Source organism: Methanogenium cariaci JCM 10550 (assembly GCF_001315945.1).
Lineage (GTDB): Archaea > Halobacteriota > Methanomicrobia > Methanomicrobiales > Methanomicrobiaceae > Methanogenium > Methanogenium cariaci.
In genome coordinates this window covers 99,096-120,066 of record NZ_BBBG01000006.1, presented here as the reverse complement: position 1 = coordinate 120,066, position 20,971 = coordinate 99,096, and the positions used below count along the sequence as shown (strand labels likewise).

At 49.0% G+C, this 20,971-nt stretch carries 24 protein-coding genes and 2 pseudogenes; 8 read left to right on the top strand and 18 right to left on the bottom strand.

All coding sequences use genetic code 11. The features are described from left to right. Positions 1 to 3: 3 nt before the first annotated feature. Positions 4 to 408, top strand: a complete 405-nt coding sequence (locus tag JCM10550_RS07405) for a hypothetical protein (protein WP_062398144.1) — start codon at positions 4 to 6, stop codon at positions 406 to 408. 2,023 nt (positions 409 to 2,431) lie between these two features. On the opposite strand, the pseudogene JCM10550_RS07400 reads toward JCM10550_RS07405, so the two are convergent. After that, a pseudogene (locus JCM10550_RS07400) lies at positions 2,432 to 3,353 on the bottom strand (tyrosine-type recombinase/integrase). 1,041 nt (positions 3,354 to 4,394) lie between these two features. Next, positions 4,395 to 4,601 carry a hypothetical protein gene (locus tag JCM10550_RS18525; protein ID WP_157200045.1) on the bottom strand — a complete coding sequence of 69 codons (207 nt, stop codon included), beginning with the start codon at positions 4,599 to 4,601 and terminating at the stop codon, positions 4,395 to 4,397. A 1,955-nt stretch (positions 4,602 to 6,556) separates the two neighbouring features. On the opposite strand from JCM10550_RS18525, the gene JCM10550_RS18520 reads away from it, so the two are divergent. The 3 genes from JCM10550_RS18520 to glmM are packed head-to-tail and all read left to right on the top strand — an operon-like array spanning position 6,557 to position 9,525. Next, positions 6,557 to 6,958: a DUF5806 family protein gene (locus tag JCM10550_RS18520; protein WP_245618844.1), complete on the top strand. Its 402-nt coding sequence runs from the start codon at positions 6,557 to 6,559 to the stop codon at positions 6,956 to 6,958. Then, entirely contained in the window at positions 6,867 to 7,979 is a 1,113-nt protein-coding gene (locus JCM10550_RS07365; RefSeq protein WP_245618855.1) for a DUF5806 family protein, read from the top strand. The genes JCM10550_RS18520 and JCM10550_RS07365 overlap by 92 nt, the downstream gene beginning before the upstream one ends. Next, positions 7,966 to 9,525 carry a phosphoglucosamine mutase gene (gene glmM / locus JCM10550_RS07360; RefSeq protein WP_245618843.1) on the top strand — a complete coding sequence of 520 codons (1,560 nt, stop codon included), beginning with the start codon at positions 7,966 to 7,968 and terminating at the stop codon, positions 9,523 to 9,525. Before JCM10550_RS07365 ends, glmM begins: the two co-directional genes overlap by 14 nt. On the opposite strand, the pseudogene JCM10550_RS07355 reads toward glmM, so the two are convergent. After that, a pseudogene (locus JCM10550_RS07355) lies at positions 9,447 to 9,950 on the bottom strand (phosphoribosylanthranilate isomerase); the annotation flags it as partial. The gene glmM and the pseudogene JCM10550_RS07355 overlap by 79 nt on opposite strands. A 432-nt stretch (positions 9,951 to 10,382) precedes the next feature. Here JCM10550_RS07355 and JCM10550_RS07350 point away from each other — a divergent pair. From JCM10550_RS07350 to JCM10550_RS07340, 3 genes are all read left to right on the top strand, one after another. Beyond that, a complete protein-coding gene (locus JCM10550_RS07350) occupies positions 10,383 to 10,676 on the top strand; it encodes a hypothetical protein (RefSeq protein ID WP_157200044.1) in 294 nt (97 codons plus the stop codon). Beyond that, a complete protein-coding gene (locus JCM10550_RS07345; RefSeq protein WP_062398127.1) occupies positions 10,670 to 11,176 on the top strand; it encodes a class I SAM-dependent methyltransferase in 507 nt (168 codons plus the stop codon). The genes JCM10550_RS07350 and JCM10550_RS07345 overlap by 7 nt, the downstream gene beginning before the upstream one ends. Positions 11,177 to 11,333: 157 nt before the next feature. Further along, entirely contained in the window at positions 11,334 to 12,155 is an 822-nt protein-coding gene (locus JCM10550_RS07340; RefSeq protein WP_062398125.1) for a DUF4097 family beta strand repeat-containing protein, read from the top strand. A gap of 171 nt (positions 12,156 to 12,326) precedes the next feature. Here the strand turns inward: JCM10550_RS07340 and JCM10550_RS07335 are convergent, their stop codons facing one another. The 10 genes from JCM10550_RS07335 to JCM10550_RS07290 form a co-directional block, all read right to left on the bottom strand. After that, the gene (locus tag JCM10550_RS07335; RefSeq protein ID WP_062398123.1) at positions 12,327 to 13,091 is read right to left on the bottom strand and encodes a hypothetical protein; all 765 of its coding nucleotides are present in this window, start codon (positions 13,089 to 13,091) and stop codon (positions 12,327 to 12,329) included. Beyond that, on the bottom strand, positions 13,088 to 13,330 hold the full coding sequence (locus JCM10550_RS07330; protein WP_062398121.1) for a hypothetical protein: 243 nt from the start codon (positions 13,328 to 13,330) through the stop codon (positions 13,088 to 13,090). Before JCM10550_RS07330 ends, JCM10550_RS07335 begins: the two co-directional genes overlap by 4 nt. After that, a complete protein-coding gene (locus JCM10550_RS07325) occupies positions 13,327 to 13,845 on the bottom strand; it encodes an AAA family ATPase (RefSeq protein ID WP_062398120.1) in 519 nt (172 codons plus the stop codon). Before JCM10550_RS07325 ends, JCM10550_RS07330 begins: the two co-directional genes overlap by 4 nt. Positions 13,846 to 14,176: 331 nt before the next feature. Continuing rightward, complete coding sequence (locus JCM10550_RS07320; RefSeq protein WP_245618842.1) at positions 14,177 to 14,713, bottom strand: hypothetical protein; 537 nt, start codon at positions 14,711 to 14,713, stop codon at positions 14,177 to 14,179. 99 nt (positions 14,714 to 14,812) lie between these two features. Then, on the bottom strand, positions 14,813 to 15,637 hold the full coding sequence (locus tag JCM10550_RS07315; protein ID WP_062398117.1) for a DUF3658 domain-containing protein: 825 nt from the start codon (positions 15,635 to 15,637) through the stop codon (positions 14,813 to 14,815). Positions 15,638 to 15,900: 263 nt separating this feature from the next. Next, positions 15,901 to 16,215, bottom strand: coding sequence for a YbjQ family protein (locus JCM10550_RS07310; protein WP_062398114.1), 315 nt, complete (start codon positions 16,213 to 16,215; stop codon positions 15,901 to 15,903). Then, a complete protein-coding gene (locus tag JCM10550_RS07305; protein WP_062398113.1) occupies positions 16,212 to 16,409 on the bottom strand; it encodes a hypothetical protein in 198 nt (65 codons plus the stop codon). The genes JCM10550_RS07310 and JCM10550_RS07305 overlap by 4 nt, the downstream gene beginning before the upstream one ends. 80 nt (positions 16,410 to 16,489) lie before the next feature. Further along, a complete protein-coding gene (locus JCM10550_RS07300) occupies positions 16,490 to 16,858 on the bottom strand; it encodes a hypothetical protein (RefSeq protein WP_062398111.1) in 369 nt (122 codons plus the stop codon). Positions 16,859 to 16,902: 44 nt separating this feature from the next. Further along, positions 16,903 to 18,027 (bottom strand): aminotransferase class V-fold PLP-dependent enzyme, encoded by a 1,125-nt coding sequence (locus JCM10550_RS07295; RefSeq protein ID WP_245618841.1) that lies wholly within the window; start codon positions 18,025 to 18,027, stop codon positions 16,903 to 16,905. Between the two features lie 78 nt (positions 18,028 to 18,105). After that, positions 18,106 to 18,312, bottom strand: coding sequence for a hypothetical protein (locus JCM10550_RS07290; protein WP_062398110.1), 207 nt, complete (start codon positions 18,310 to 18,312; stop codon positions 18,106 to 18,108). A 3-nt stretch (positions 18,313 to 18,315) separates the two neighbouring features. Here JCM10550_RS07290 and JCM10550_RS07285 point away from each other — a divergent pair, with 3 nt between their 5' ends. After that, positions 18,316 to 18,501: a hypothetical protein gene (locus JCM10550_RS07285; protein WP_062398109.1), complete on the top strand. Its 186-nt coding sequence runs from the start codon at positions 18,316 to 18,318 to the stop codon at positions 18,499 to 18,501. A 59-nt stretch (positions 18,502 to 18,560) separates the two neighbouring features. Here the strand turns inward: JCM10550_RS07285 and JCM10550_RS20535 are convergent, their stop codons facing one another. The 5 genes from JCM10550_RS20535 to JCM10550_RS07270 all read right to left on the bottom strand — a co-directional run bounded on the left by JCM10550_RS20535 (position 18,561) and on the right by JCM10550_RS07270 (position 20,964). Then, positions 18,561 to 18,761, bottom strand: a complete 201-nt coding sequence (locus JCM10550_RS20535; RefSeq protein ID WP_062398108.1) for a hypothetical protein — start codon at positions 18,759 to 18,761, stop codon at positions 18,561 to 18,563. 126 nt (positions 18,762 to 18,887) lie between these two features. Further along, entirely contained in the window at positions 18,888 to 19,082 is a 195-nt protein-coding gene (locus tag JCM10550_RS18515; protein WP_157200043.1) for a hypothetical protein, read from the bottom strand. A gap of 180 nt (positions 19,083 to 19,262) precedes the next feature. Continuing rightward, the gene (locus JCM10550_RS22465; protein ID WP_245618840.1) at positions 19,263 to 19,613 is read right to left on the bottom strand and encodes a hypothetical protein; all 351 of its coding nucleotides are present in this window, start codon (positions 19,611 to 19,613) and stop codon (positions 19,263 to 19,265) included. After that, entirely contained in the window at positions 19,550 to 20,266 is a 717-nt protein-coding gene (locus JCM10550_RS22460; RefSeq protein WP_245618839.1) for an ABC transporter substrate-binding protein, read from the bottom strand. The genes JCM10550_RS22465 and JCM10550_RS22460 overlap by 64 nt, the downstream gene beginning before the upstream one ends. Positions 20,267 to 20,640: 374 nt before the next feature. Next, positions 20,641 to 20,964 (bottom strand): PEGA domain-containing protein, encoded by a 324-nt coding sequence (locus tag JCM10550_RS07270; RefSeq protein WP_062398106.1) that lies wholly within the window; start codon positions 20,962 to 20,964, stop codon positions 20,641 to 20,643. Positions 20,965 to 20,971 lie beyond the last annotated feature (7 nt).

Genomic DNA, 20,971 nt, shown 5'->3' with positions numbered 1-20,971 from the left:
AATGTGATTAACGGCACTGTGGTGTATCCAGATGAAATTGCAGGGGATAAGCTGTATGTCTATAATCTAACAGCGGAAAATTACGATGAAGTTCCTCTGGATGAAATCGTCCCCCCCGGAAAGGGATACTGGATTGCAACATATCTGCCAGGAAATATCGTTGCTACCGGAGTAGCCATGGGTTCATATACAGTGCCTCTGGACACCGGCTGGAACATGGTTGGTTCACTGAGTAAACCGGTCGCCATTGCAGATGCAATAGTCGTTCCGGATGGCGCCTGGTGCCAGATTCAGCATTCAGATATAATACGACAACACGAAGGTATGATCGCGTTGATACCATTAACCCCCGGAGATGGCGTATGGCTGAATGCCCGAGAGGATTGCACATTCTCCCTTTCAATCTAATTTTACCTTTTTTGTGTTTACTGCAATTGAATTAAAACTCAGTATGATCCTTCCATATTTTTTGATCATTACGGGGGGGCTCTCCCCCCCCTATCTGTGGAAAATTTGTCCGCCGGAAAAATAATTTGGTATCTATCACATTCCTCAATCTGATACAAAGAGGGTTCATTGTTTTTTCCCGGCCATGTGACTCTCCTATGGTTCTTATGAGGAAAATCCCTCCCGGTGGGAATGGAACTCCTAGGGATGAGATATACCTCTCGTGTCCAATTACGTGCACATTGTCGACACGTCTCCCCCTCTTCCTGCACAATACCATACGAATGTCTCAAGATCTGTAGCATGCAACCTGATGCACTGCACACACAATGTAAAGGCCCCATATAGATGAAGTATCATCAATCTGTCCATCCCATCATGTGTTTTAGCGTTTTTTGATTCCATCAGGCCACCATCATCCAGTCTGCATGGCCTTCAAGAGGGAATGAGTTTTCATCTTATATCTCAGTGCCACACATCTCTTGTGATTGCTTCCCCAACGAAATCCGGGAGCATCCTGAATTTTCAGACCAAAGGTTACAGTCACACTCTCAGTATATCAATTGGCATATTCGGGTCTCGACTCATTGCAAGTCCCCAATGCGGCGGGCAATTGGTCCGTCAGATTTTTCCGAACAGCGTATGGTGCCCTGCCCCCCCATTGCCTGCTGCTGAAATGGACAGGTATCTCCTGTGTTGATCCATCCGATACTGATTCCTGATCACATCAACAATGTTTTTCGTCAGTGCTGATTCTGCTGCGTGTTCCTTTGTTCAGATCATCCCGGTGAGTTGGGTATTTTGTGCAGATATTCTGTACTCGTTGCATTGCACCAACCTCCCAAACCCATCGCCTCCGTTAGTGATGCACTCAAAACAGCGGATGAACACCGGAGATAGAAATGCCCCTGTTGCTTGGTGATCAGAATATTTGCCCATCATCAGAATTCTGAAAAAGATAATATCCAAGATGCACAAAAGATCCGATTCTGAAATTCTGGCCTCGGATGAAATGGATATGATTCTCCAGGTAAATTGCACAATTATTGATCACCAGAGGGAACTCACAAACATATAGCATCATATGGTTTATTGGAGATTAGACGGGGGGGAATTCCAAACATACGATACCACAATAAAAGCAGTCCTGTCGAATCTCCCCATGAGTTAACGACGAACAGGACTGACGGAAACGATCATCATCAGATTAACAGAGATACCTCCAGATCAGCACCGGATCATCCGACAGGGACAAATCTGCATGCTCCAAGATCTCCTAGAAGCACCTCCCGAGTGCCGGGATTGCCATTTCACCATCCGTTATTTCATGACAAAAATTTCATGACAAAAAACACTCACTCTCAGATTTGGAATACCTCCTTGCCAGTATTTCTCGGAACAAAGATGGAAACTCCATCATCTTACAAATATTGCTCATCACTCCCCCCCCGACCAGGCAACGGAATCACCCAATATCATACTAACCGCCCATAAACACACGTCAACCAGCCCATCAAAAGAGGCATGCCCGGAAGCATGTTTTAGACTTATATCATCCACTGCATCGGCCTCTAAGGCATCCAGAAGAACACGGGGGGGCTGCCCGTTCAGCATTCCCGTCCGCCAAAAATAAAATCGTGACCCGCACCAGAACGAGGAAAAATCAGGGGGGGAATCAATGCCTGCTATTGAAAGCAATTCTTCCCCGGCAGGGATACAATTCAGATAATTGACCCAAGTATGCATGAGTGAACGGACGATTAAGAGCCAGGCCTCGTCGGAGCGTACCTCACAGAGAGGACGGCACAAAAGAGATGAATGAGAAGGAGCCAGGAGTGAGCACAGATCTCCCTATACTGAGAAAGGAGCATATTGGCGCATGAGATATGGCCAATTCGTTGACCAATTCTTCACCCACATTTGGTTTTGTCACCCACACCGGAGAGGGAAATGCCCCCCCTGAGATGGATGTCCTTTCACGCACTCAGTCGTGCCGCGAAAGAGGGAAATATTTTTGATACACATCCCTTCGCTCATCAACATCCGTATGCAGATATATCTCGGTGGTCTGGATAGAGGAATGGCCCAGATTCTCCTGCACCACCCTCAGGTTTTTCGATCTCCGATATAATTCAGAAGCATACGAGTGGCGAATTTTATGAGGGGTGATCCCTTTGGGTGCCCATTTCCTGAAAAGATGCTGGACCGTACGGGGCGAAATCGCATGCCCCCCCATCTGCCCCCCCACAAACAGGGGGCCGTCGATTCTCTTCCCAACAAATGTTTGAATCTCTTCAAGCGTCTCATCGTCAACAAAGACGATCCGTACTTTCCCTCCCTTTCCCAACACACGGATAGTGTAATCATCAAAATCAATATCAGAGAGCGTTATGCCACACAGTTCAGAAACCCGGACGCCGGTAGCATATATCAGCCGAATAATCAGCCTGTCACGAGAGGCATCATCAGGGATTGACTCCAGTAGTCGCATCATCTGATTATGCTTGAGATATTTGAGTTCTTTTTCTTTAATTCGAGGTCGGTCCACTGCCGGAAGAGGATTGGATTCAACAATGCCCTGGGCGTACAGGTAGCGATAAAATGATGAAAGTGATGAGATGATCCGGTGCAGCGTGGTGGCCTTATAGTCACGCAACGACATCAAAAAAGCCAGATAATCATCAACGATAATCGCGTCGTATCCACTGTCGTATCGAGCAACCAGTGGCCAGGTCCTGCCAGTGTGCCTCAAGTTTTCCCGCACCCTTGGTGCGGCAGATCCAAAGATAATATCCGAACTTTCGGATCACTCGCCCATAACTTGCTATCGTACCCGGCGAATAATTCCTCATTCTGAGGTGGTGTAAAAACCGCGGAATCCACTCTGAAAAATAATCGCCCTGCATAGATATTTTTTTAATTTAACCATTTATATGCTTTTTGCGCAGAATCTTCATTTCACGCAAAATATGTACCTGAAAATATGGGCAAAAAATCAGATATTTTTAACCACTCCACGAGCAAAAAATCGGGACATTTTGATCCAGATTTCCTGAACTATCGTCCCAAAATATCAGGGAAAATACGGAAAAATTACCCCCCCCATATTGCCGGTAACAAAAAGTAACGACTCCCTTCACACGAGACATTCCATCCCTCTTTTGACCCACACGGACAGACGCCATATCCATTCAAAGAGACAGAAAAAGCACCAAAGATGCAGAAAAACAGGCACCCCCCACACAAGTCACAATTAGTAACATATGCGAATCGACCAAACAGCAATGATCCTGATCTCACCCCCGGATCACCCCCCTCATGATCTACAGGAGATCCACATATTCCAAATGATCACCGTACCAAAATACTTCACCCCGGAAGAGAAAGTCCGAGTGAAACAGAAACGGGAAAATCGGAAAAAAGTAATTTTTCCTACAGAACGGATGCATGGAAACAGGCACACCAGATGACCAGATGACGAGATGCCTCACATTTCGGATCTGACGGACCAGGAAATGGCCGCGTGGCGCCTCCCTGTTGCCACATTTTTCCACAAAGGATGTCCAACACCATTCTGAATCTCGAGAATACAGGGGGGGCTGATTTGACGGTTTTCAAAAATACTTCCCCCCCCACCAGAAATATTACAAAATGGACGTCCCCCCCCATTCACTACACAAAACAAAAAGCCCAATCACTGATCATCACCTCCCCCCCAGCATGAAATGATCAAACAGTCATTATCCCGAACCCGATGAGATAATTGACCGTGTTGGGCCCGCCTCTCTTTTTGAACACCCAACATGGCCGACAGAAATCCCCTTTGAAAAATTTGAGAGACACAATGGGACAATCATCTCCCGGACCGGACAGAAATATGCTCATATCTTCTGCACCTCACCGAATATTCTTTTGATGACCAAGAATTGGATTTCGACGGTATTTTTTCATGACAGTGGCCACATCGAAGTGAGAATACATTCCCGGCCCACATGTCTCGAAATAAGCACCCCCCCACCATATTTCCTGACGAATATCCCCCCCAAATGGGTGGCAGCCCATTTTCCGAATCCGGCGATGGAGCCAGCCACAACAGATAGCGCCCGGCAGACCACACCCCCCCCACTCATCAGAACCAATACGATGGCCCACACAAAGGCGGGAGAACCCCCCCAAAGAATCGATAGCAATCATAAAATTATTTCTGCCCGGATTCTCGTAAAAAACAGGGAGGTACAGCACACAACAATGCAGAATGAGATAATGAGATGGCCACAACACACCGAATATACCAACCCACAGGAAGCAATTCATCCACAGACATTTTAGCCCTATCATATTGCCAAGACAACATGTCCACATCCCATGCCAGCTCCCCTTTGTAAAGAACTTTGAGTCGGGACAACTGAAACATCAGATGATTTTCACCGGCACATCCCTTTGCACAGATTTTTCAAAGAACTCCCCCCCCATCTCCGAGATATTTTCCAATGGACTTTTCAAACGTTTTACTCTGCAGTTCATGCATCCGTGCCGAATGACATGGGATCCATTCCTGCCCGATGTCAGCAGAGCCCGGACCATTCGCGATAGGAATAGCGTGCAATCCGGTTCGAACGATTCATGCCACACCCCCCCCTATGCTGACGAGCACCCTGCAGGTCCGGAACATATGCTGCGCCCGGCAATCCAAAAATTCTTTGCCATCCAATGCAGATCGGGTGCCACTCCCCCCCAGAAAAATCACATGATATTCTCCCGAAAATTCCCCCCCGGATGAACACGAGCGACCCGAATCTTCCCTGTGCTAAAATTCCTCCGCTCCCTCAGCTGATATGGACATTCGTCGCCCCCCCGGCAGAAATACAATCTGAGCCAAACTCCGCAGGCAAGGGGGGGCGGCCTGCAACGATTTCGAGGACAACTCCCGGTTGAACCATATGTTGCAATAGCGCCCGACGTTCTGCCAGGCACCTCGCCGAAAATCCCCGGAGAGCACCCAACAGGGATATCATTAAAGAATTCCGGAAATAGAAGATGCGGCATCCAACAAATCCCTGAACATTGGCCCCCATGGAGTTTAAGATCGGAGAATGAGCGAGGAGAAATGGGCCTATTTTGGTTTGGAATTGCCCTATCGAGTACATTTGCAATCCCCGGAGAATCATAGATGCCAGCAGCCCTGACACCATGCGAGCCATTTCCCCAAAACCACGAGGACACAAATCCCAATCAGGACATAAACAAGGGCAAATTTTCCAGATATTGCCAAATATTTCGGGGGGGATTTCAGTTCTGGCACGATGACATATTTGAACTAATAAACCGCATGATGCTATATCTAAGCGATACCCGGTTGAATTTCATTCTGTCAAAAAAATCTCCTCGTGCAACAATGAATGATTAAAAGTGCTCCACGGAGCCTGCCCCCCCTACCGATTTAGACACCCGATACTCGCAAAATTTTGAGCACATCCTGGATTCTGCAGATCTCGTGATCCACCGATCATGGAAAAACCCCCCCATCCCGCCAACCACCGGAAACAGAGAAATTTACATCCCCCCCACTTACCTTCACGAGTATCTCCAGTCAGGAGTGTCCCACTATGCAAAAAAACCGGAAGAATCCTCAAAGCAATTCAGACCGAAATGATTGCCAAACGCAAACCCAAATTGAATTGCAAAAATAAACAGTCCGAACCGGATTCTGAAAAAGGAGTAGTACCTTCCAGGCCCCCCCCTTCACCCTGCCGGAACCCTATGCTGCTATATTTCTCCACAAAAACCGGAACATCCCATAAGGTTGATGAATGGGACACCCCCCCCATATTAACTAATGGTTGTTGAAGGGAATTTTCCGGAAAATAAAAACGGGCAGAATGATTCTTCTGAACCAAAGGAAGGAACATCTCAGGGAGAGCAACATGACCTGGCTGCATTAACCAACAATACCACTACAATCTCTACAGATAAACCCATTAATCAACAGACCGACGACAAAATTACCGCGGAAACAAATCCTCCCGAAGTCGAAAACCATTCTTCAGAAATATTGGATGATTCCCCAGCATCACCACCAGAGAACTCTTTCGCACAGATACAGGGAGAGGTGCAGACCATTCTCGGCTTTAACCCTGACCTGCCTGCCCTGCTGCCGGGACGAACACCCCCCCTTTCTCCTGAAGATGAAGAACGAATCAACAAATACCGTAAGTTTCAGAAAGTAGACGGCGCAGCCTACCGGAGGGTGAACCAGTTTCTCCGGAAACATACCTATGTAACGGCACGTGAATGGGCCATCGCCCGCCTGTGTGCTGATTTTACCACACGGGGCGGTGCAGAGATGACATTTATCGGGGAAAATCTCCCTGACCTCGTCCCCCCCTTCATGACAGATACCTATTCACCGCAGGCAGTCAATCAGGCACGCAGTTCATTCAAACGAAAAGTCCGGAAATCAGGGGGCCACCTTTTTTTACGGCGCACTCTGCGGGTTCTTTACCGCAGATGAACTCGATGACATCCTCTTTGAATCCTCTGAAGTGGCCCGCTTCCTTCTGGAAGTCGAGGGCACGTCCATTGATATAGACGATGAAATCGATATTGAAGACCGCATCACCGAAGTCATGCGTGAGGTTGCAGAAGCGGCATCCATGATCCGTAATCGTGAACCGGCACCGACGGACAAAGAGACAAAGAAACCAGAAAAAAACAAACAGACGGAGCACACCTATGAGAATTATACATGTGGTCGGCAGGTCAAACAGCGGGAAGACCACCTTCATTCATTCCCTCATCCCCCCCTGCTTAAAGAACACGGAAAAACTGCGGTGATAAAACACCTTCATTCACACTATTTTGAACAGGCCCCCCCCGGCAAAGACACCACAACCCATTATGAACACGGGGCAGACATCGTCATCGGCACCGACCCGGAAAAAGCAATCGCTGCCATACGCAACGGGTCACTACACGATATGCTGAACCTTCTCTCAGACCAGGGAGTGGAATACACCATCATTGAAGGACATAAAGCAGAATCCTTTCAAAAGGTGGTTATCGGTGACCTTGAAATCGAGGGGTGCGTTCTCAGAAATCCCCCCCGACCGGAAGATGTCCTCACCCATATCAGCGAGTTTTCCGAAGTATATACCCTTCAGGGACTGGTGCAGGAACTCAAACGTGACCACATGTCCGATGATACCGGATGTATCGCCGCATTTAACGGCATTGTCCGGAAGGTTACCGGCACTGAGATCACCGAAACAATGGACTTTACGGACACCGAAACCATCCATACACTCTCTGAAGATATACGAAAAGGTATGGAACAGATTCCCGGTGTCCTCGGTGTGCGCTTCCACCACCAAACAGGCATCATTCCCGCAGGCGATGACCTCACATATATTGCCGTGATCGCCCGTCACCGCCCGGAAGCCTTTGCAGCGCTGATGCAGGGAATCGACCGAATGAAACATGAATTACACGATGTAGGAAAAACACTGGAGGGAGAATACCATGGAAACGCCTGATAAACAACTGTTCGGAACAAACGGAGTCCGGGGGGGTATCATCGGTAAAGAGATGAACCCTGAATTGGTGATGAAGATAGGAATGGCGCTGGGAACGATGAGAAATGGGCGTATTGGTGTGGGGGGGCGCGACACCCGCACATCCGGCCCGGCACTCTCCCGTGCAGTGATCGCGGGACTGCTTGCAACCGGGTGCGATGTCGTTGACCTCGGTGTGCTTCCCACCCCCCCTGCGGTCCAATATCTGGTGCGCGAACACTGTGATGCCGGTGCCGTCATCACCGCGTCCCACAATCCGCCGGAATATAACGGAGTGAAGATCATCGAAGGCGACGGTACCGAGATGGACGATGCCCAGACCATCCGCCTCGAACAGCACCTCTTTGCAGAAGAGTTCACCCTCGCAGGATGGGAAAAGATGGGCACCCTCACTTCCGCGCCGGAAATGGTAAACGAGTATATCGATGCCGTTGCCGAGTACTGGAACGACATCACCGCGGACGGGATGACCGTTGTCGCCGACCCTGGTTCGGGCCCTGCCTGTGAGAGCACCCCGCAGGTGCTCACAAAGATGGGGGGGTGCCGCGTGGTCACCATCAACGGTATGATGGACGGGACATTTCCGGGCAGAATGCCGGAGCCGTCACCGGAAGGTCTGCAGCCGATGGCAGAACTGGTGCGCCAGACCGGTGCTGCCTTCGGTGTCGCCCATGACGGTGATGCGGACCGGGCGGTCTTTGTCGATGAAACCGGAGAATACCTCGAGGAAAACGAACAGTTTGCCCTTGTTGAACGGTTCATCTGCTCTGAGACCCCCGGCATTGTCGTAACACCGGTCAGCACATCATTCCTTGCAGAACAGATTGCAGAAGAGACCGGTTCCCATGTTGACTACACCCGGGTCGGAAGCATCTCTGTTGCACGGCGGATGCTTGCTCTTACAGCAGAAGGCAAGACCGTGGTCTTCGGCGGGGAAGGAAACGGCGGTCTCATTCTTCCGGGCCACCAGCACTGCCGTGACGGCGCGATGACCGCCGCAACGATGGTGGCACTCCTGAAATCAAGCGGAAAAACACTCAGCGAGCTCCGGGCGACGCTGCCGCCCCCCCACACCATGCTAAAGGATAAGATTCACACCGAGTCACCACAGGCACTCCTGATAAAAGCAAAAGAAGCCTTTGCAGGCGACGCCCTCGATCTAACGGATGGTGTCAGAATCAACCGAAAGGGGATGTGGGCACTCCTCCGTCCCTCCGGCACAGAACCCTTCATGCGTCTCTATGTCGAAGCGGAGACCGGGAAGGAAGCGGAAACTTTCAGGGATGAAATTACCTCAATCATCTCCCCTGAATGCGGCCTCTCTTTTCATTCACATTTTTTGCGTGAGGCTTCCGCGTCCCGTACCGCCCGGATAAAGGCACGGATTTTAATATGGTCTTTAACACCGGGTGACACTTCAACGCCGGTCGCCACATCCACCCCGTCCGGACAGATGGACCGCACGGCCTCACTGACGTTTTCCGGTGTCAGACCTCCTGCAAGATAGACCGGAACCTTCGCCCGTTTTCTCACGGAAACCGAATATGCAGGATCATACCGTTTTCCCTTCCCCATACTCGCATCGACGATGACCCCCCCGTCGCAATCATCCGGCACCGGCATGCTGGGTGATATGACCCGGACAACACGAATCGAAGAGGGCACCATCGAACGGGGAAACGGATAACTCATCTGAATCTCATCAGGGCAAAGTGCACAGACGGCCTGAAGTTCATCCGGGTCGGTGGTATGGGTGACAATCGCACGGACTACGCCAGCACCAACCGCAGAAAATATCTCCCGCACCCGGGTATCCGGCAGGTTGCGCCGCGATTCGGGGGAACAGGAGATCACACCGATCGCATCTGCACCAGCCGCAACTGCCGCTATTGCATCCTCAGGTGTGGTGATACCACAGATCTTTATTCGCATAGTATGAGTGACCTCTGCAGTAACTCTGTTTTCTGCAGACCTATAATCATCCCCCCCTAACTAAAAAATCAATACAGAATCCTGTCACCAGGTTAAGCAACACATAAATAACCCAAAAATGGCCAATAAACCGGAAAAACGCATCCACACAGAAGCCCGGAGCGACCCTATCACACCCAAAGACACCCCCCCATACATCCTTTCAAAATACCTGCCAATAGCAACCGCATAATAGTCCTCAAAAAATCATTATTTTAGCAAATAAAATGCATTCCAATCGTATTTTTCCGGCAATACATCGGTGCAGAAAATACGTCCATTTTACTCCCCGATTCCCCACATAGGGGGGGGTCATAGAGAGAAAACTCACAGCTACTTTTATCCTCTGCGGATGCGTTCCCCCCCATGCGAGGGAGTGGGGGGGAGAGAAACATGGTCCGGGAAATCGCAATCGGGGGGGATGTGGCCGCCACCTCGCTTGTCACCCTCTACTGCCATGCCATCGAAACCCAGTCGGCGGACCCGATCCTATACGATCCGAAATCTGTCGAAGTCACCGCCAGACTCAATTCAATCCTTTCCCACTCCGACGATCCGCTGGAACGGATGCTGGTGGAAAGCACGCTGGACCCCATGCTGGTAGTGCATATCGCCATCCGTGCCAAAAAATATGATCAATATGTATTGGAATTTCTGGCGCAATCCCCCCCCACGGTGTTGTGGTGAATATCGGATGCGGGCTGGATTCCCGCTTCCTGCGTACAGACAACGGCACGGTGCACTTCTATGATCTCGATCTTCCCGAAGTCATCGATATCAAAAAGCAATTCTTTGCGGAAACAGACCGTTACCACCTGATCGCATCTTCGGTGCTGGATGAGGGATGGATGTCCGTTGTATCCAGCCATACGGGCCCGTTTCTGTTCATGGCGGAAGGTGTCTTTATGTACCTCGAGGCAGAGGCAGTCAAATCACTGGTGCTTACGCTCCAGAAAAGATTTCCCGGATCTGAGCTCGTCTGCGAGATGGTGAACTCGATATGGGTCAGAAAACCGCTGAAAACGATCGTGGAGCACAAGATGAGGCGCCGCCTGCACCTCGGGAAGGATGCAGCCTTCGTTCCGGCATCCGCCACAGCAGGGAGATGGAGGAGTGGCACCAGGGGATTCAGTTGCTCGATGACTGGTCCTATTTCGATTCCGGAGAGAAGAAACTCGGCTGGCTGAAGATCTTTTCACGAATTGGACTCTTCAGATACTCCCAGTGGACGGTTCACTATCTGTTGCGCTGAGAGGATGGTTATTTTGAGTGGACAGCGGTGTTCACAAAATCTCCGGATCATTTGATATATAGGTAGTTCTATCTCAGGTATCAAAGGAGACCATGATGAAAAAAATTCAATTTACAACTTTGTTTTTGGCACTATTCCTCGCCGCTGCCATTCCCGGATGTACAGATCTCGGACCGGGGGGGCCAGAAGTGACCGCACAATTCGATGACGAATATGAAGCAGATGACAGTACCATATTGAGAGTTGTCAATAGTAACGGTCAGATTTCAATCAATAGCCGGGAGGGTGATACCATCACACTGAACACCACTAAGAAGAGTCGTTTCGGCGAGGATGAACTGGAAAACATTGAAATAACTGCCATCAAAAACAACAATGAGATCACAATAAAGGCAACATCCCTGACAGTCATCCCTCCAATGGTATCTGTTGATATGGACATTACCGTTCCCACTAATGTCACCGTTGATTCCGTTGAACAATCGAACGGAGAGATTCGGATTTCAGGCACCAAAGGGGGGGACATGTCAGCATCATGTTCCAATGGAGAGATAACAATGAACAATGTCGATGGCTACGTGTCGGCACGGGTAGATAATGGCAATATAGAGATCAGGGAAACAACGGGAATTGACGAGCTGGAGGTTTCCAACGGAAATATTGTTGCAGAGATATACGATATCAGGAACGGTGCCACGATAAAAACCATCAACGGAGAAATCACCGTTTCCATAAACCCGTCACTCAACGCCGCGATTGAGATGAAAACAACGAATGGGATCATTTCGGTGAAAGGGATCGCACTGAATTTCACGAGGACAGAAGTAACTCACATGGAAGGAGTGTTAGGAAACGGAGGGGATAAAATAACAATAGAGAATACAAACGGAAATGTAAACGTTAAAGCTCTTTAGGTTGAGGGACATGTCTTCTTTTTACAATTCAGCCTTTTTGAGTCCATTCCATTATGATCTCAATATCTCACCTGCCCGATGGGAACTGCCCATTTCAGGTTTCTGTCAATCATGTTCGTTGTTATAAAAATCGTTGAGGGATTCAACAGATCCGGAATATTCAAACCCGGTTCAATGGTCTGCGGCCCGGTTGTTTCGTTGATCCAAACTCTGATAATTTCTACCATCCTTCGTTAACACATATTCAGGGGATATCTGTTCAGCTTTTGATATTTCCCTGTCCAGACGGTCCATTTCAGACATCTTCTTCTGATGATAAATGACCACCTCGTCAACATCACGGGCATTAACCCATATATTATCTTCCAGATCCCGTTTATAATGGCTAAAATAATCTGCATCATATCGTTTCAGATCAAGAAACTCATCCCGGATCTCCCCCCCAACCATATATTCATAGTCAATAAACGAGTCCCGTATCTGTGATTCCGGACAAATGCCATATTCCTCAAGAAGGGCTTCCATTAATCCTTCATACGTGTAATTCTCATAATTCATGGTAAAATTACAGATGGAATCGTTGCAGTATCTCGATCTGCCAGCAACGATAACGTCAGTCAGTGTCGAGAGTATTTTCACATTCCCGGATGAAGCAGATCCAGTGCCAGACGAATTATCATTCTTCCTGAATATAACTGTCTGAGGAAGTATTATCGTTTTCTTGGAAAATGCATAGTTTTCCGGATCAAGCCGCGTCATCTCATCCTCAATAGCATCAAAACTCCTCCCACCGGATAGGGTCAATTCAATAATGATGCGTCGGACTGCCAGTTTCTGCTCAGGATGATCCCACAACAGATGCTCCAGTATGAGAAGCATGGAGCGGCTCACTTTGTCATGACCCTGGGTTGCCGCAGCCACTTTCAGCACATTCACAATCTTTTTCCAGCGGCGGTCCGAGATATATGCCCATGTCCTATCATCCCGGCCTTTTCCCTCAACTCACGCCGGATTGCCATCAGGATATCCATGACATCGTCATAAAAACCGACGCTCTTTGCCTGTTCTCTGATCTCAAGAATTTCACTGACCGATAGATTCACCGACGGCAAAAAATTCTCAGAGTTTTCAAAGATCACCTTCCAGAGGTTTTCCTCAACGGTGATGGGTTTCACCTCATATCTGAAGAGAAATCGGTCATAGAGGGCATCTCCATTTTCATCAGTCTCAGGAAGCTCGTTTGAGGCACCGAAAACTGAAAGAAGGGGGGGGTGTCAACAACTTCAGGCCCATTGTGGAATGTGCGATCGTTGAGTATGGTTAAAAGACCATTCAGTACCGAACCGTTCGCCTGGAAAATTTCATCAAGATATCCGATATGGGAGGTGGGCAGGCATCCCTCCATCTTTCTTCTGAATTCATCCCCCCCCTCAAGCGCTTTCGGTGACAACGGCCCAAAGAGTTCTTCAGATGTGGTAACGTGCGTCAGAAGGTAATAAAAAAATTCAGCACCACTGATGCTGCCGCATATGTTCTGTGCCAGATATGTCTTCCCCGTCCCCGGTGGACCGAGAAAGAGCAGGTTTTCATTGGCAAGAATTGCCAGAAATGCACCCCCCCTGATTTCATCTTCCCGCTCAACAAAATACCCCTGATATGCTTCGATTAATAATTTTAATTTTTCCTTCATCACATCACCTCATTCTGACCTGATGTATTCGACCGATTATCCAGTACACAGCCACCATCCGGATGGGGGGGCACCGGACCATGGAACCTCTCCGAAAAGACGTTCAATAATCACCGGATGGGCATTATCTGCGAAGATCGAAAATGCAAAACTTTTCTTTTAGAAAATGACCACATAATAAATACTGCAGGATCCTATGGTCGACACAAGGCATAAATTTATCTAATAAATGAAAATGCATTGATTCAATAAACGCTATGCTTAGACACTGATTGTGAACCATACCTGTGCTAAATACTCAGGTGATTTCTGCTTCATCCCAACCATGACCTCACCCATCCCTTCTCACCTCATTATAGAGAGATACCATCGATAGGCTGATCAGGTTCAGGGTGGTGGCAGCATACCAGAGATAGCCCTCACCTCTGGAAAGCTCAGTAATCCACCCGGACCAAAGCATAAAACAGATGATAGCAAAGGAGAGAAAGGTGTCAAACGCAAGAAAGACAAGTGGCCGCCCCATGATACGACCAGCCTGTGCAATCGTGCAGTAGTCAAAGAATGCGGGCCGCCCGGCGAGGTCGAGAATGCTCCTGCCGATGTTCATTAGAAGGTCGGCGATTGCCCACCCAATAACGAGCCAGCCGAATCCGACAAGGCTAGGCGATGTGTCCATACCGATGCGAACCGCCGTGATACCAAAGAGCAACTTGAAGACACAGAACGGGATGCCGATGGTCAGACTCAAAAAGAAGGGACGGACAAAGAACCGCTGAATGCGATCAGCATCCATCTTGCAGCGGTCTCTCTTGGGGATGTCGGCAACGGACTCCATATCTACATGCACTATGTTGATGCAATAGCACATAACATGGCATTCCCCCCCGTCACATGCCCTATTTCGTCCGCCACCCTGCGGCCATTCCGTCCACGGAGATGATTGGAACAGAACCTCTCAGAGAGAGTATCAACGGATTAACGAGGATTCTGTTTCACTTCGAGAAGACGCATTGCCTTTTTGTCCCCCCCTGCACGTGATCGTTCCCATATCCACCAAATACAGTAATCTGCTGTATAGGTAGAGGTCACCGGTCTGATGGTATTCGTCGCTTAACTTTCCAAGTGCTTCGCCAACAACCCGTGCGGCAGATCTCCATTCTCCAGGAACAAGACCGCAGATAGAATCATCATAGAGATCCTCCTCAGCTGAATACAGCTGCCCCCCCCTCCATAGTGTCCTGAGATTGGCATTTTCATCCTGCAGTCTCGCCCACACGGCATGATAGTATACAATTTCATCCTCGCGCAGAGGTCGGGATGTGCCGAGTGCAGCAACAATCCATTCCGGTTTCATCGCACCGATTGCATCCGTGACAATTCGGTAGGGCTTTCCGCCATACATCTCTGCACCCTCACCGGTGATTCCATCCGTCAGGTCGACAACTTCAATCCGGGACAGATCATCCTGACATGACAAAAATTCCAGAAATCCTGCATATTCCATCGTGGAACGCCGTGAAAACCAGACCACTTTCTTCTCATAGGGTTCCGATACTGATTCCCAGAATGCGTCAGATAATATCTTCATTTCATCTGCATATTCGGCAAATTCACCTCCCGGACACAGCCCGCTGAAAAAATCAATTCTCGTTGCACTGTCATACGGGTGGATGGGACCGACCCCCAGGTCGTCTGGGAGCGAAATAACCGTGCATTCGGTATTCTTCAGGGCATGCCGGACAGCGCCCCTGCCGGAATCTGAAAATGTAATATGTTGTGTTCCTGTATGCATTGTAGCGTCACCAAAATATGTTCAGAATAAAAGAATCAGTTATGAAATTTACCTGAAGTAATGCTTCAAATCAGATGATAAAGGTTGGTGAGAGGGCACAAAGGGAAATCCAGCATTCGATACGGATATTCATTGTGGTGTCCGGATCTCTGCTGCACCCCCCCCTTCCGGGACTTCAGATCCGGCAGACGCCATCCCTGTATCCTCATGAAGATTTCAGAAAATAGGTGAAAATGATACCTGAAAAAAGCGAAGAGCCAGAGTTACCGGATCAGCTTCACCGCGGTCCCGTACGCCAGCAGCTCGGCTGCTCCGGCTGTCGTCTGGGATGTAGTGAACCGGACATTTACGACAGCGTCGGCCTCTATTCGTTTTGCATCGTTTATCATCCGGTTAATTGATTCCTTGCGGGCATCGGAGAGCATGTCTGTGTACTCCTGGAGTTCACCGCCGACCATGCTCTTCAGTCCTGACATGATATCCTTGCCGAGGTGCTTTGCACGAACCGTGTTTCCTGAGACGATGCCAAGAATTTCGTATTCATGTCCAGGCACCTGTTCTGTTGTAGTGATGATCATTCCTTATATCCTCTGTCTGCAGCCTCTTCGATGATCTCCTCCCTCCTCCGAAAGATGATGAGCGCGACACCGATGACGAGCAACGGAATTCCATAGAAGAGGAAAAAGAGCGGGATGACTGTTACCGAGATGAGCGTGAGCACAAGGCCCGCCGCAAGGAACAGTATCCCCCCCCATGTGATCTGGCTCTGCATTTATCAGAAGTGGGTTTGCCGGGTGAATAAACCTGCTGAAAAGGAAAAACACGAAGATGCGAACCCCCCCCGTACGGTATTCATTTCCCGTAGAGGCACTCCTTCACCCGCCTTTCCACACCGGCCTCCCGCCGTTTCAGCGTATCGATATCCGGTTTCCCGTCCCGGTAGAAATGAAAGAGGGCGTAGAGGAAGTCCACCGTGATATCCATCACCTCCCGCCTGAACCTCACCTCAACTGTCGTATCCCCGGCAAGACCCTTGATCGAGAAGAAATCCGTCTTCTCAAATTTATAAAACCCGGCACCGACGTTTGCAAGACGCTCCACGCGTCCGAAATCCCTGAGAAAAAGAAAGAAATCCTCGGTCACCGGTTCACTGAGGAGAAACTCCTTCATCCGGGAACCATCCGCACAGGATTTATGCCTGACTGAGCGCAGAATGCGCATTCGCTGCCACCTCCCGTATCGCATTTGCCGCCGCCCTGCATTCCTCATCGGTGGTAAACCAGGAGAGACTGAGCCGTACACAGCCGTTCCCCCCCCGTTGAGTGTCTGATGCACCAGGGGGGGGCACAGTGTAACCCGATCCGGGAGATCACACCATAGGCACGGGCCAGAATGAACCCCCCCACGTCGTCGTTCTCCATTCCCGCAATGTTGAATGCAACGATAGGCAGATGGGGGGGAGTCATATTATAGATGATCATGTTGGACTCTTTTGCGAGTTCCTGTATGATATATGCAGTCTGCCGCTCCGCCTTTGCGGCGATGGCATTCGTCCCTGCTGAACCGACAAAGGCAATGCCTGCCGCAAGCGCCGCAAGGCCGGGATAGTTCGGTGTACCCACTTCAAATTTCTCCGGCATCTCCTGTGGCTGGAAAAGGGAAAAGGAGTCTGTCCCGGTTCCGCCAAAGCGCATTGGCGTCACCCGGTCCGGGGTCGCGGAGGTAAAATCCCCCCCCGTGCCCGGTACACCAAAGAGGCCCTTGTGCCCGGTAAAGACATAGGCATCCACCGGGAGTTTCCCGAGGTCCACCGGGATATGCCCCGCGGTCTGTGCCCCGTCGACGATGAAATACACCCCATGTTCATGGAGTATCTCTCCGATCGCCTGAATATCCTGCACAGAACCGAGGACATTACTTCCGTGACTCATGACCATGAGTCGGGTATCCAGCCGGATTGCATTCAGGACAGCGTCGGGGGGGGAGACGATGGCGTTCTCGAACGGGACAACGGTCAGGCTGATACGCCCTTGTTTTTCCTGTTCATAAAGCGGCCGCAGCACGGAATTATGGTCCAGTGCAGTTGTGATCACATGACAGGGCCCCCCCTCCACCCCCCCGGCGAGAAATCCGTGGATGAGCATATTGAGAGAATCGGTCGCGTTATGCGTACATATCCAGTTCTCCTCCGGGCCCGCATTAAAAAACCGGGTAAGTGCCTCGCGTGCCTGTGTCACAAAATCGTCTCCCTGACTCCCTGCCGTCCGCCCGGACCCAAAGACCGGACGGGCAAGGGAATCACCCAGAGCAGCACGAACCCCCGGTGGCTTCGGCCAGCTCGTTGCGGCATTATTCAGGTATATCATCTCTGAAGGGTTTTCTTCCGGCATGGGACTCATCTTCCTCCTGATATTGTGTATTGATCCGGGAGCACCAAAAAGGGTAACCATCACAAATTTCTGAGGCTGCTACTTATCCCTGCACCTCCCCCCCATTGAATCTCCGATGAACATAATTCCCCCCCGCAGGTCAGGGGATGCCGTGGTGGGATAACAGGGTGCATCAACCGGGGCAAAATACACCACCGCCATCATGAAGGGATAGCCAAGACCGTTTTTGTCGGAAACAGCTATTTGATGCCGGAAGAGATGCAACATCCCAATAAGGCAGAACATAGTATGAAAACATTCAGCGCAACACTCACCGGATTCATTGAAGTAGACACTGACCAGCAGTGTGATGCAGAAATTCTGATGGAATCCATCCTCAGGGATGTCAGGTCGGCACTTGCAGAACGCGGCAGTATCAAAGATTCATCAATTTATGTTTCGACAATCGAGGAAGTGTTGGATAAACAACCCTAATTCTGATTTATACCCATTATCTCCTGCAGAAAGAGACGGCATATACTCTGGAGTATGTATCATATTCTAACAAAACCATCTCCCACGGTGCGTATAGATGGCAAAATGGAGAATAGACTGGCCACACCCATATTCTCCGCTTCCAGTTGAGAGAACTCACCGGTGTATTTCCCATTTCCGACAAGACTCACACTACTGTACGTCATCTCCTCTTTCCCATGAAAATCCACAATGGTTGCTCTGCACATCAGCTCAGTCACTTCACCCCAATAATATCCCTGATCTTCTGCTGCGTCTCAGAACCCCCCCGGGTGCAGTAATACGAATACGCAAGGCCCATCTCACGTGACAGTGGACAGGTAGAGCAGAGGCATTCAACCTCTGTTTCAATACAGGGACTCGTCCCCCCCAGCGTACAGAAGGCAAATCCTTCGTTTCCTTCCGCCTCCCCCCCCTGCAGGCCTCAAACGTCGGCAGATGTCACAGATACACTGCTCCTTTCTCTTCTCTACTATCATCTCCCGTTCTTCTGCCGTCAGGTTCAGGGAACGCAGCATCATTTCAAAATAATCGCTCGGCATACCTCATCAACAGGAAGCACAATGGCATTTTTATTATAAAAAGGTAAGCCGTCCTGTACTCATCCAAACACTCATCCAAACAGAATGATTAGTATGCCGGAGTGATAGCAGCAATCGAGAGCGAACAGAACGGGAAAAACGAAATATTCCAGCAAAAAAATGGGGGGGAAGTTAAATAACTCAATACTCAATCTTTTCAAAACCTCCGGTCTTTTTGGTGATCACTCCATAGACACCTTTTCCATTAAATTCCTTTGTTATTTCATCTGTCTTTGATTTTACATCTATATCGGCGAAACGATCCGGATAAAGGACAGAACCAATATAATAACTGTCTGCGAAAACCATCTCGTGATTAAGGCCATATCCCGGATATGGCAGTACCCCCCCATAAATATCTCCGTTTTTTACCGCATCGATGTCATTATAGAGGCCACTTTTAAGATCCTCTTTTGTGACACCGACATTTAAGAGATCAACAAATAATACGGAAGGGTTCCAGTCGATGATCTGTTCTTTGCTGATCTCCATGGTATTTGATACTGATTTAACTCCTGATGCAACATTATCGGCATTTGCCCATACAAACGGCGGATACTTGACCTGTGTTGATGAAAGACCAAAGGCTCCCTGTTTTGAAAGGCCCCCCCTACATAAACAGGGACCTTCTCATCATCCGATATATCTGATGTTCTCTCATTTAGATCACCAAGAATACCTTTTATGTATGATTTCAGCTCTGCTGCCCTCTCTTCCTTTCCGATTATTGAAGCAATCAGATCAAGGGAGGTATAGAGGTCATTGGTGTCGTCATTGTAATCCATAAATCCGATCCTGCCGACGCCGGGCTGGATCACCACAACCGGAATTCCGATCTTCTCCTGAATATGATCAGCATTTTTCACATCGATGTAGGATGCAACAATCAGATCAGGGGGGGATATCTTCAAAATTTCCTCAAAATACGGATCTCCTGCACCTCCGGCATCAACGATGGGGGGGAGAGCTTTTAATTCCGGGTGTGCCGCAAGATATGCGTACTTTGAGAATGATTTATTCTCAGTATTGCTGATGCCAGCAATAAGATCTGTGGCACCAAGATAGGAGAACACCCGTGTTGATCCCTGTGCAATAGGGACAACGGAATTTACCGAGGCAGGAATTTCAACCTCACGCCCGATCATGTCGGTGACGATAACTGAACCTCCGGCAACGGTTTCCCCCAGGCAAAACAGAATGTTCCTCAGCAGTCCCAGTACATCCTGATACGAATGTAACAATAATTGTGGCAAAAATAGCCATAAATAATACATTTTTACTACGAACCATGCTAAATGTATTACGGACATTATTATTAATCTTTTGACATCACTTCAAAAAGTATCAGATGATTTCTATAAACTTTACTTTGAAAACTCCCCCGGCAAAGAGAGAACAAGCAGAGATTTTCTGTTTATATCCTGCCGATTTTAAAACGGGAAGAACAGGAATATCCCTCACTGACTGTGCCAGGAAATACCGGAGATATGCAAAAAAGGGAATGGTTCATTGATTCCAATCACATCTCCAGTGTTACATTATACAGAGTAACACCGGATTTATCCAGGGGTGCAACGGTTACAATATCTTCCTTATACACGGTCCGGTTGTACACCACCGCAACATCATAACTGCCTATCGGCAGATATTCAAATTCATGCGGAGTGGTAACTCCGGTATATCTTCCCTTCAGATAGATCATACTGTCGGAAGGGGTGCTATCAATACGAAGACTCCCATAGGGATATTCTTTCAGGACAAAACTGAAATCCGAATTATCCGACTGACCGGTATTTACAAACCGGATCTCTTTCTCTTCCGGATAATATCCTCCCTTCGACACCTTCAGG

What these genes read in the sequence shown, in the direction of transcription:
- glmM (WP_245618843.1), top strand. Translation starts at nt 7,966, where the DNA reads ATGGAAACGCCTGATAAACAACTGTTCGGAACAAACGGAGTCCGGGGG.
- JCM10550_RS07350 (WP_157200044.1), top strand. Translation starts at nt 10,383, where the DNA reads ATGGTCCGGGAAATCGCAATCGGGGGGGATGTGGCCGCCACCTCGCTT.
- JCM10550_RS07340 (WP_062398125.1), top strand. Translation starts at nt 11,334, where the DNA reads ATGATGAAAAAAATTCAATTTACAACTTTGTTTTTGGCACTATTCCTC.
- JCM10550_RS07325 (WP_062398120.1), bottom strand. Translation starts at nt 13,845, where the DNA reads ATGAAGGAAAAATTAAAATTATTAATCGAAGCATATCAGGGGTATTTT.
- JCM10550_RS07320 (WP_245618842.1), bottom strand. Translation starts at nt 14,713, where the DNA reads ATGTGCTATTGCATCAACATAGTGCATGTAGATATGGAGTCCGTTGCC.
- JCM10550_RS07315 (WP_062398117.1), bottom strand. Translation starts at nt 15,637, where the DNA reads ATGCATACAGGAACACAACATATTACATTTTCAGATTCCGGCAGGGGC.
- JCM10550_RS07310 (WP_062398114.1), bottom strand. Translation starts at nt 16,215, where the DNA reads ATGATCATCACTACAACAGAACAGGTGCCTGGACATGAATACGAAATT.
- JCM10550_RS07305 (WP_062398113.1), bottom strand. Translation starts at nt 16,409, where the DNA reads ATGCAGAGCCAGATCACATGGGGGGGGATACTGTTCCTTGCGGCGGGC.
- JCM10550_RS07300 (WP_062398111.1), bottom strand. Translation starts at nt 16,858, where the DNA reads ATGCGCATTCTGCGCTCAGTCAGGCATAAATCCTGTGCGGATGGTTCC.
- JCM10550_RS07295 (WP_245618841.1), bottom strand. Translation starts at nt 18,027, where the DNA reads ATGCCGGAAGAAAACCCTTCAGAGATGATATACCTGAATAATGCCGCA.
- JCM10550_RS07290 (WP_062398110.1), bottom strand. Translation starts at nt 18,312, where the DNA reads ATGTTCTGCCTTATTGGGATGTTGCATCTCTTCCGGCATCAAATAGCT.
- JCM10550_RS07285 (WP_062398109.1), top strand. Translation starts at nt 18,316, where the DNA reads ATGAAAACATTCAGCGCAACACTCACCGGATTCATTGAAGTAGACACT.
- JCM10550_RS18515 (WP_157200043.1), bottom strand. Translation starts at nt 19,082, where the DNA reads ATGCCGAGCGATTATTTTGAAATGATGCTGCGTTCCCTGAACCTGACG.
- JCM10550_RS22465 (WP_245618840.1), bottom strand. Translation starts at nt 19,613, where the DNA reads ATGGAGATCAGCAAAGAACAGATCATCGACTGGAACCCTTCCGTATTA.
- JCM10550_RS22460 (WP_245618839.1), bottom strand. Translation starts at nt 20,266, where the DNA reads ATGATCGGGCGTGAGGTTGAAATTCCTGCCTCGGTAAATTCCGTTGTC.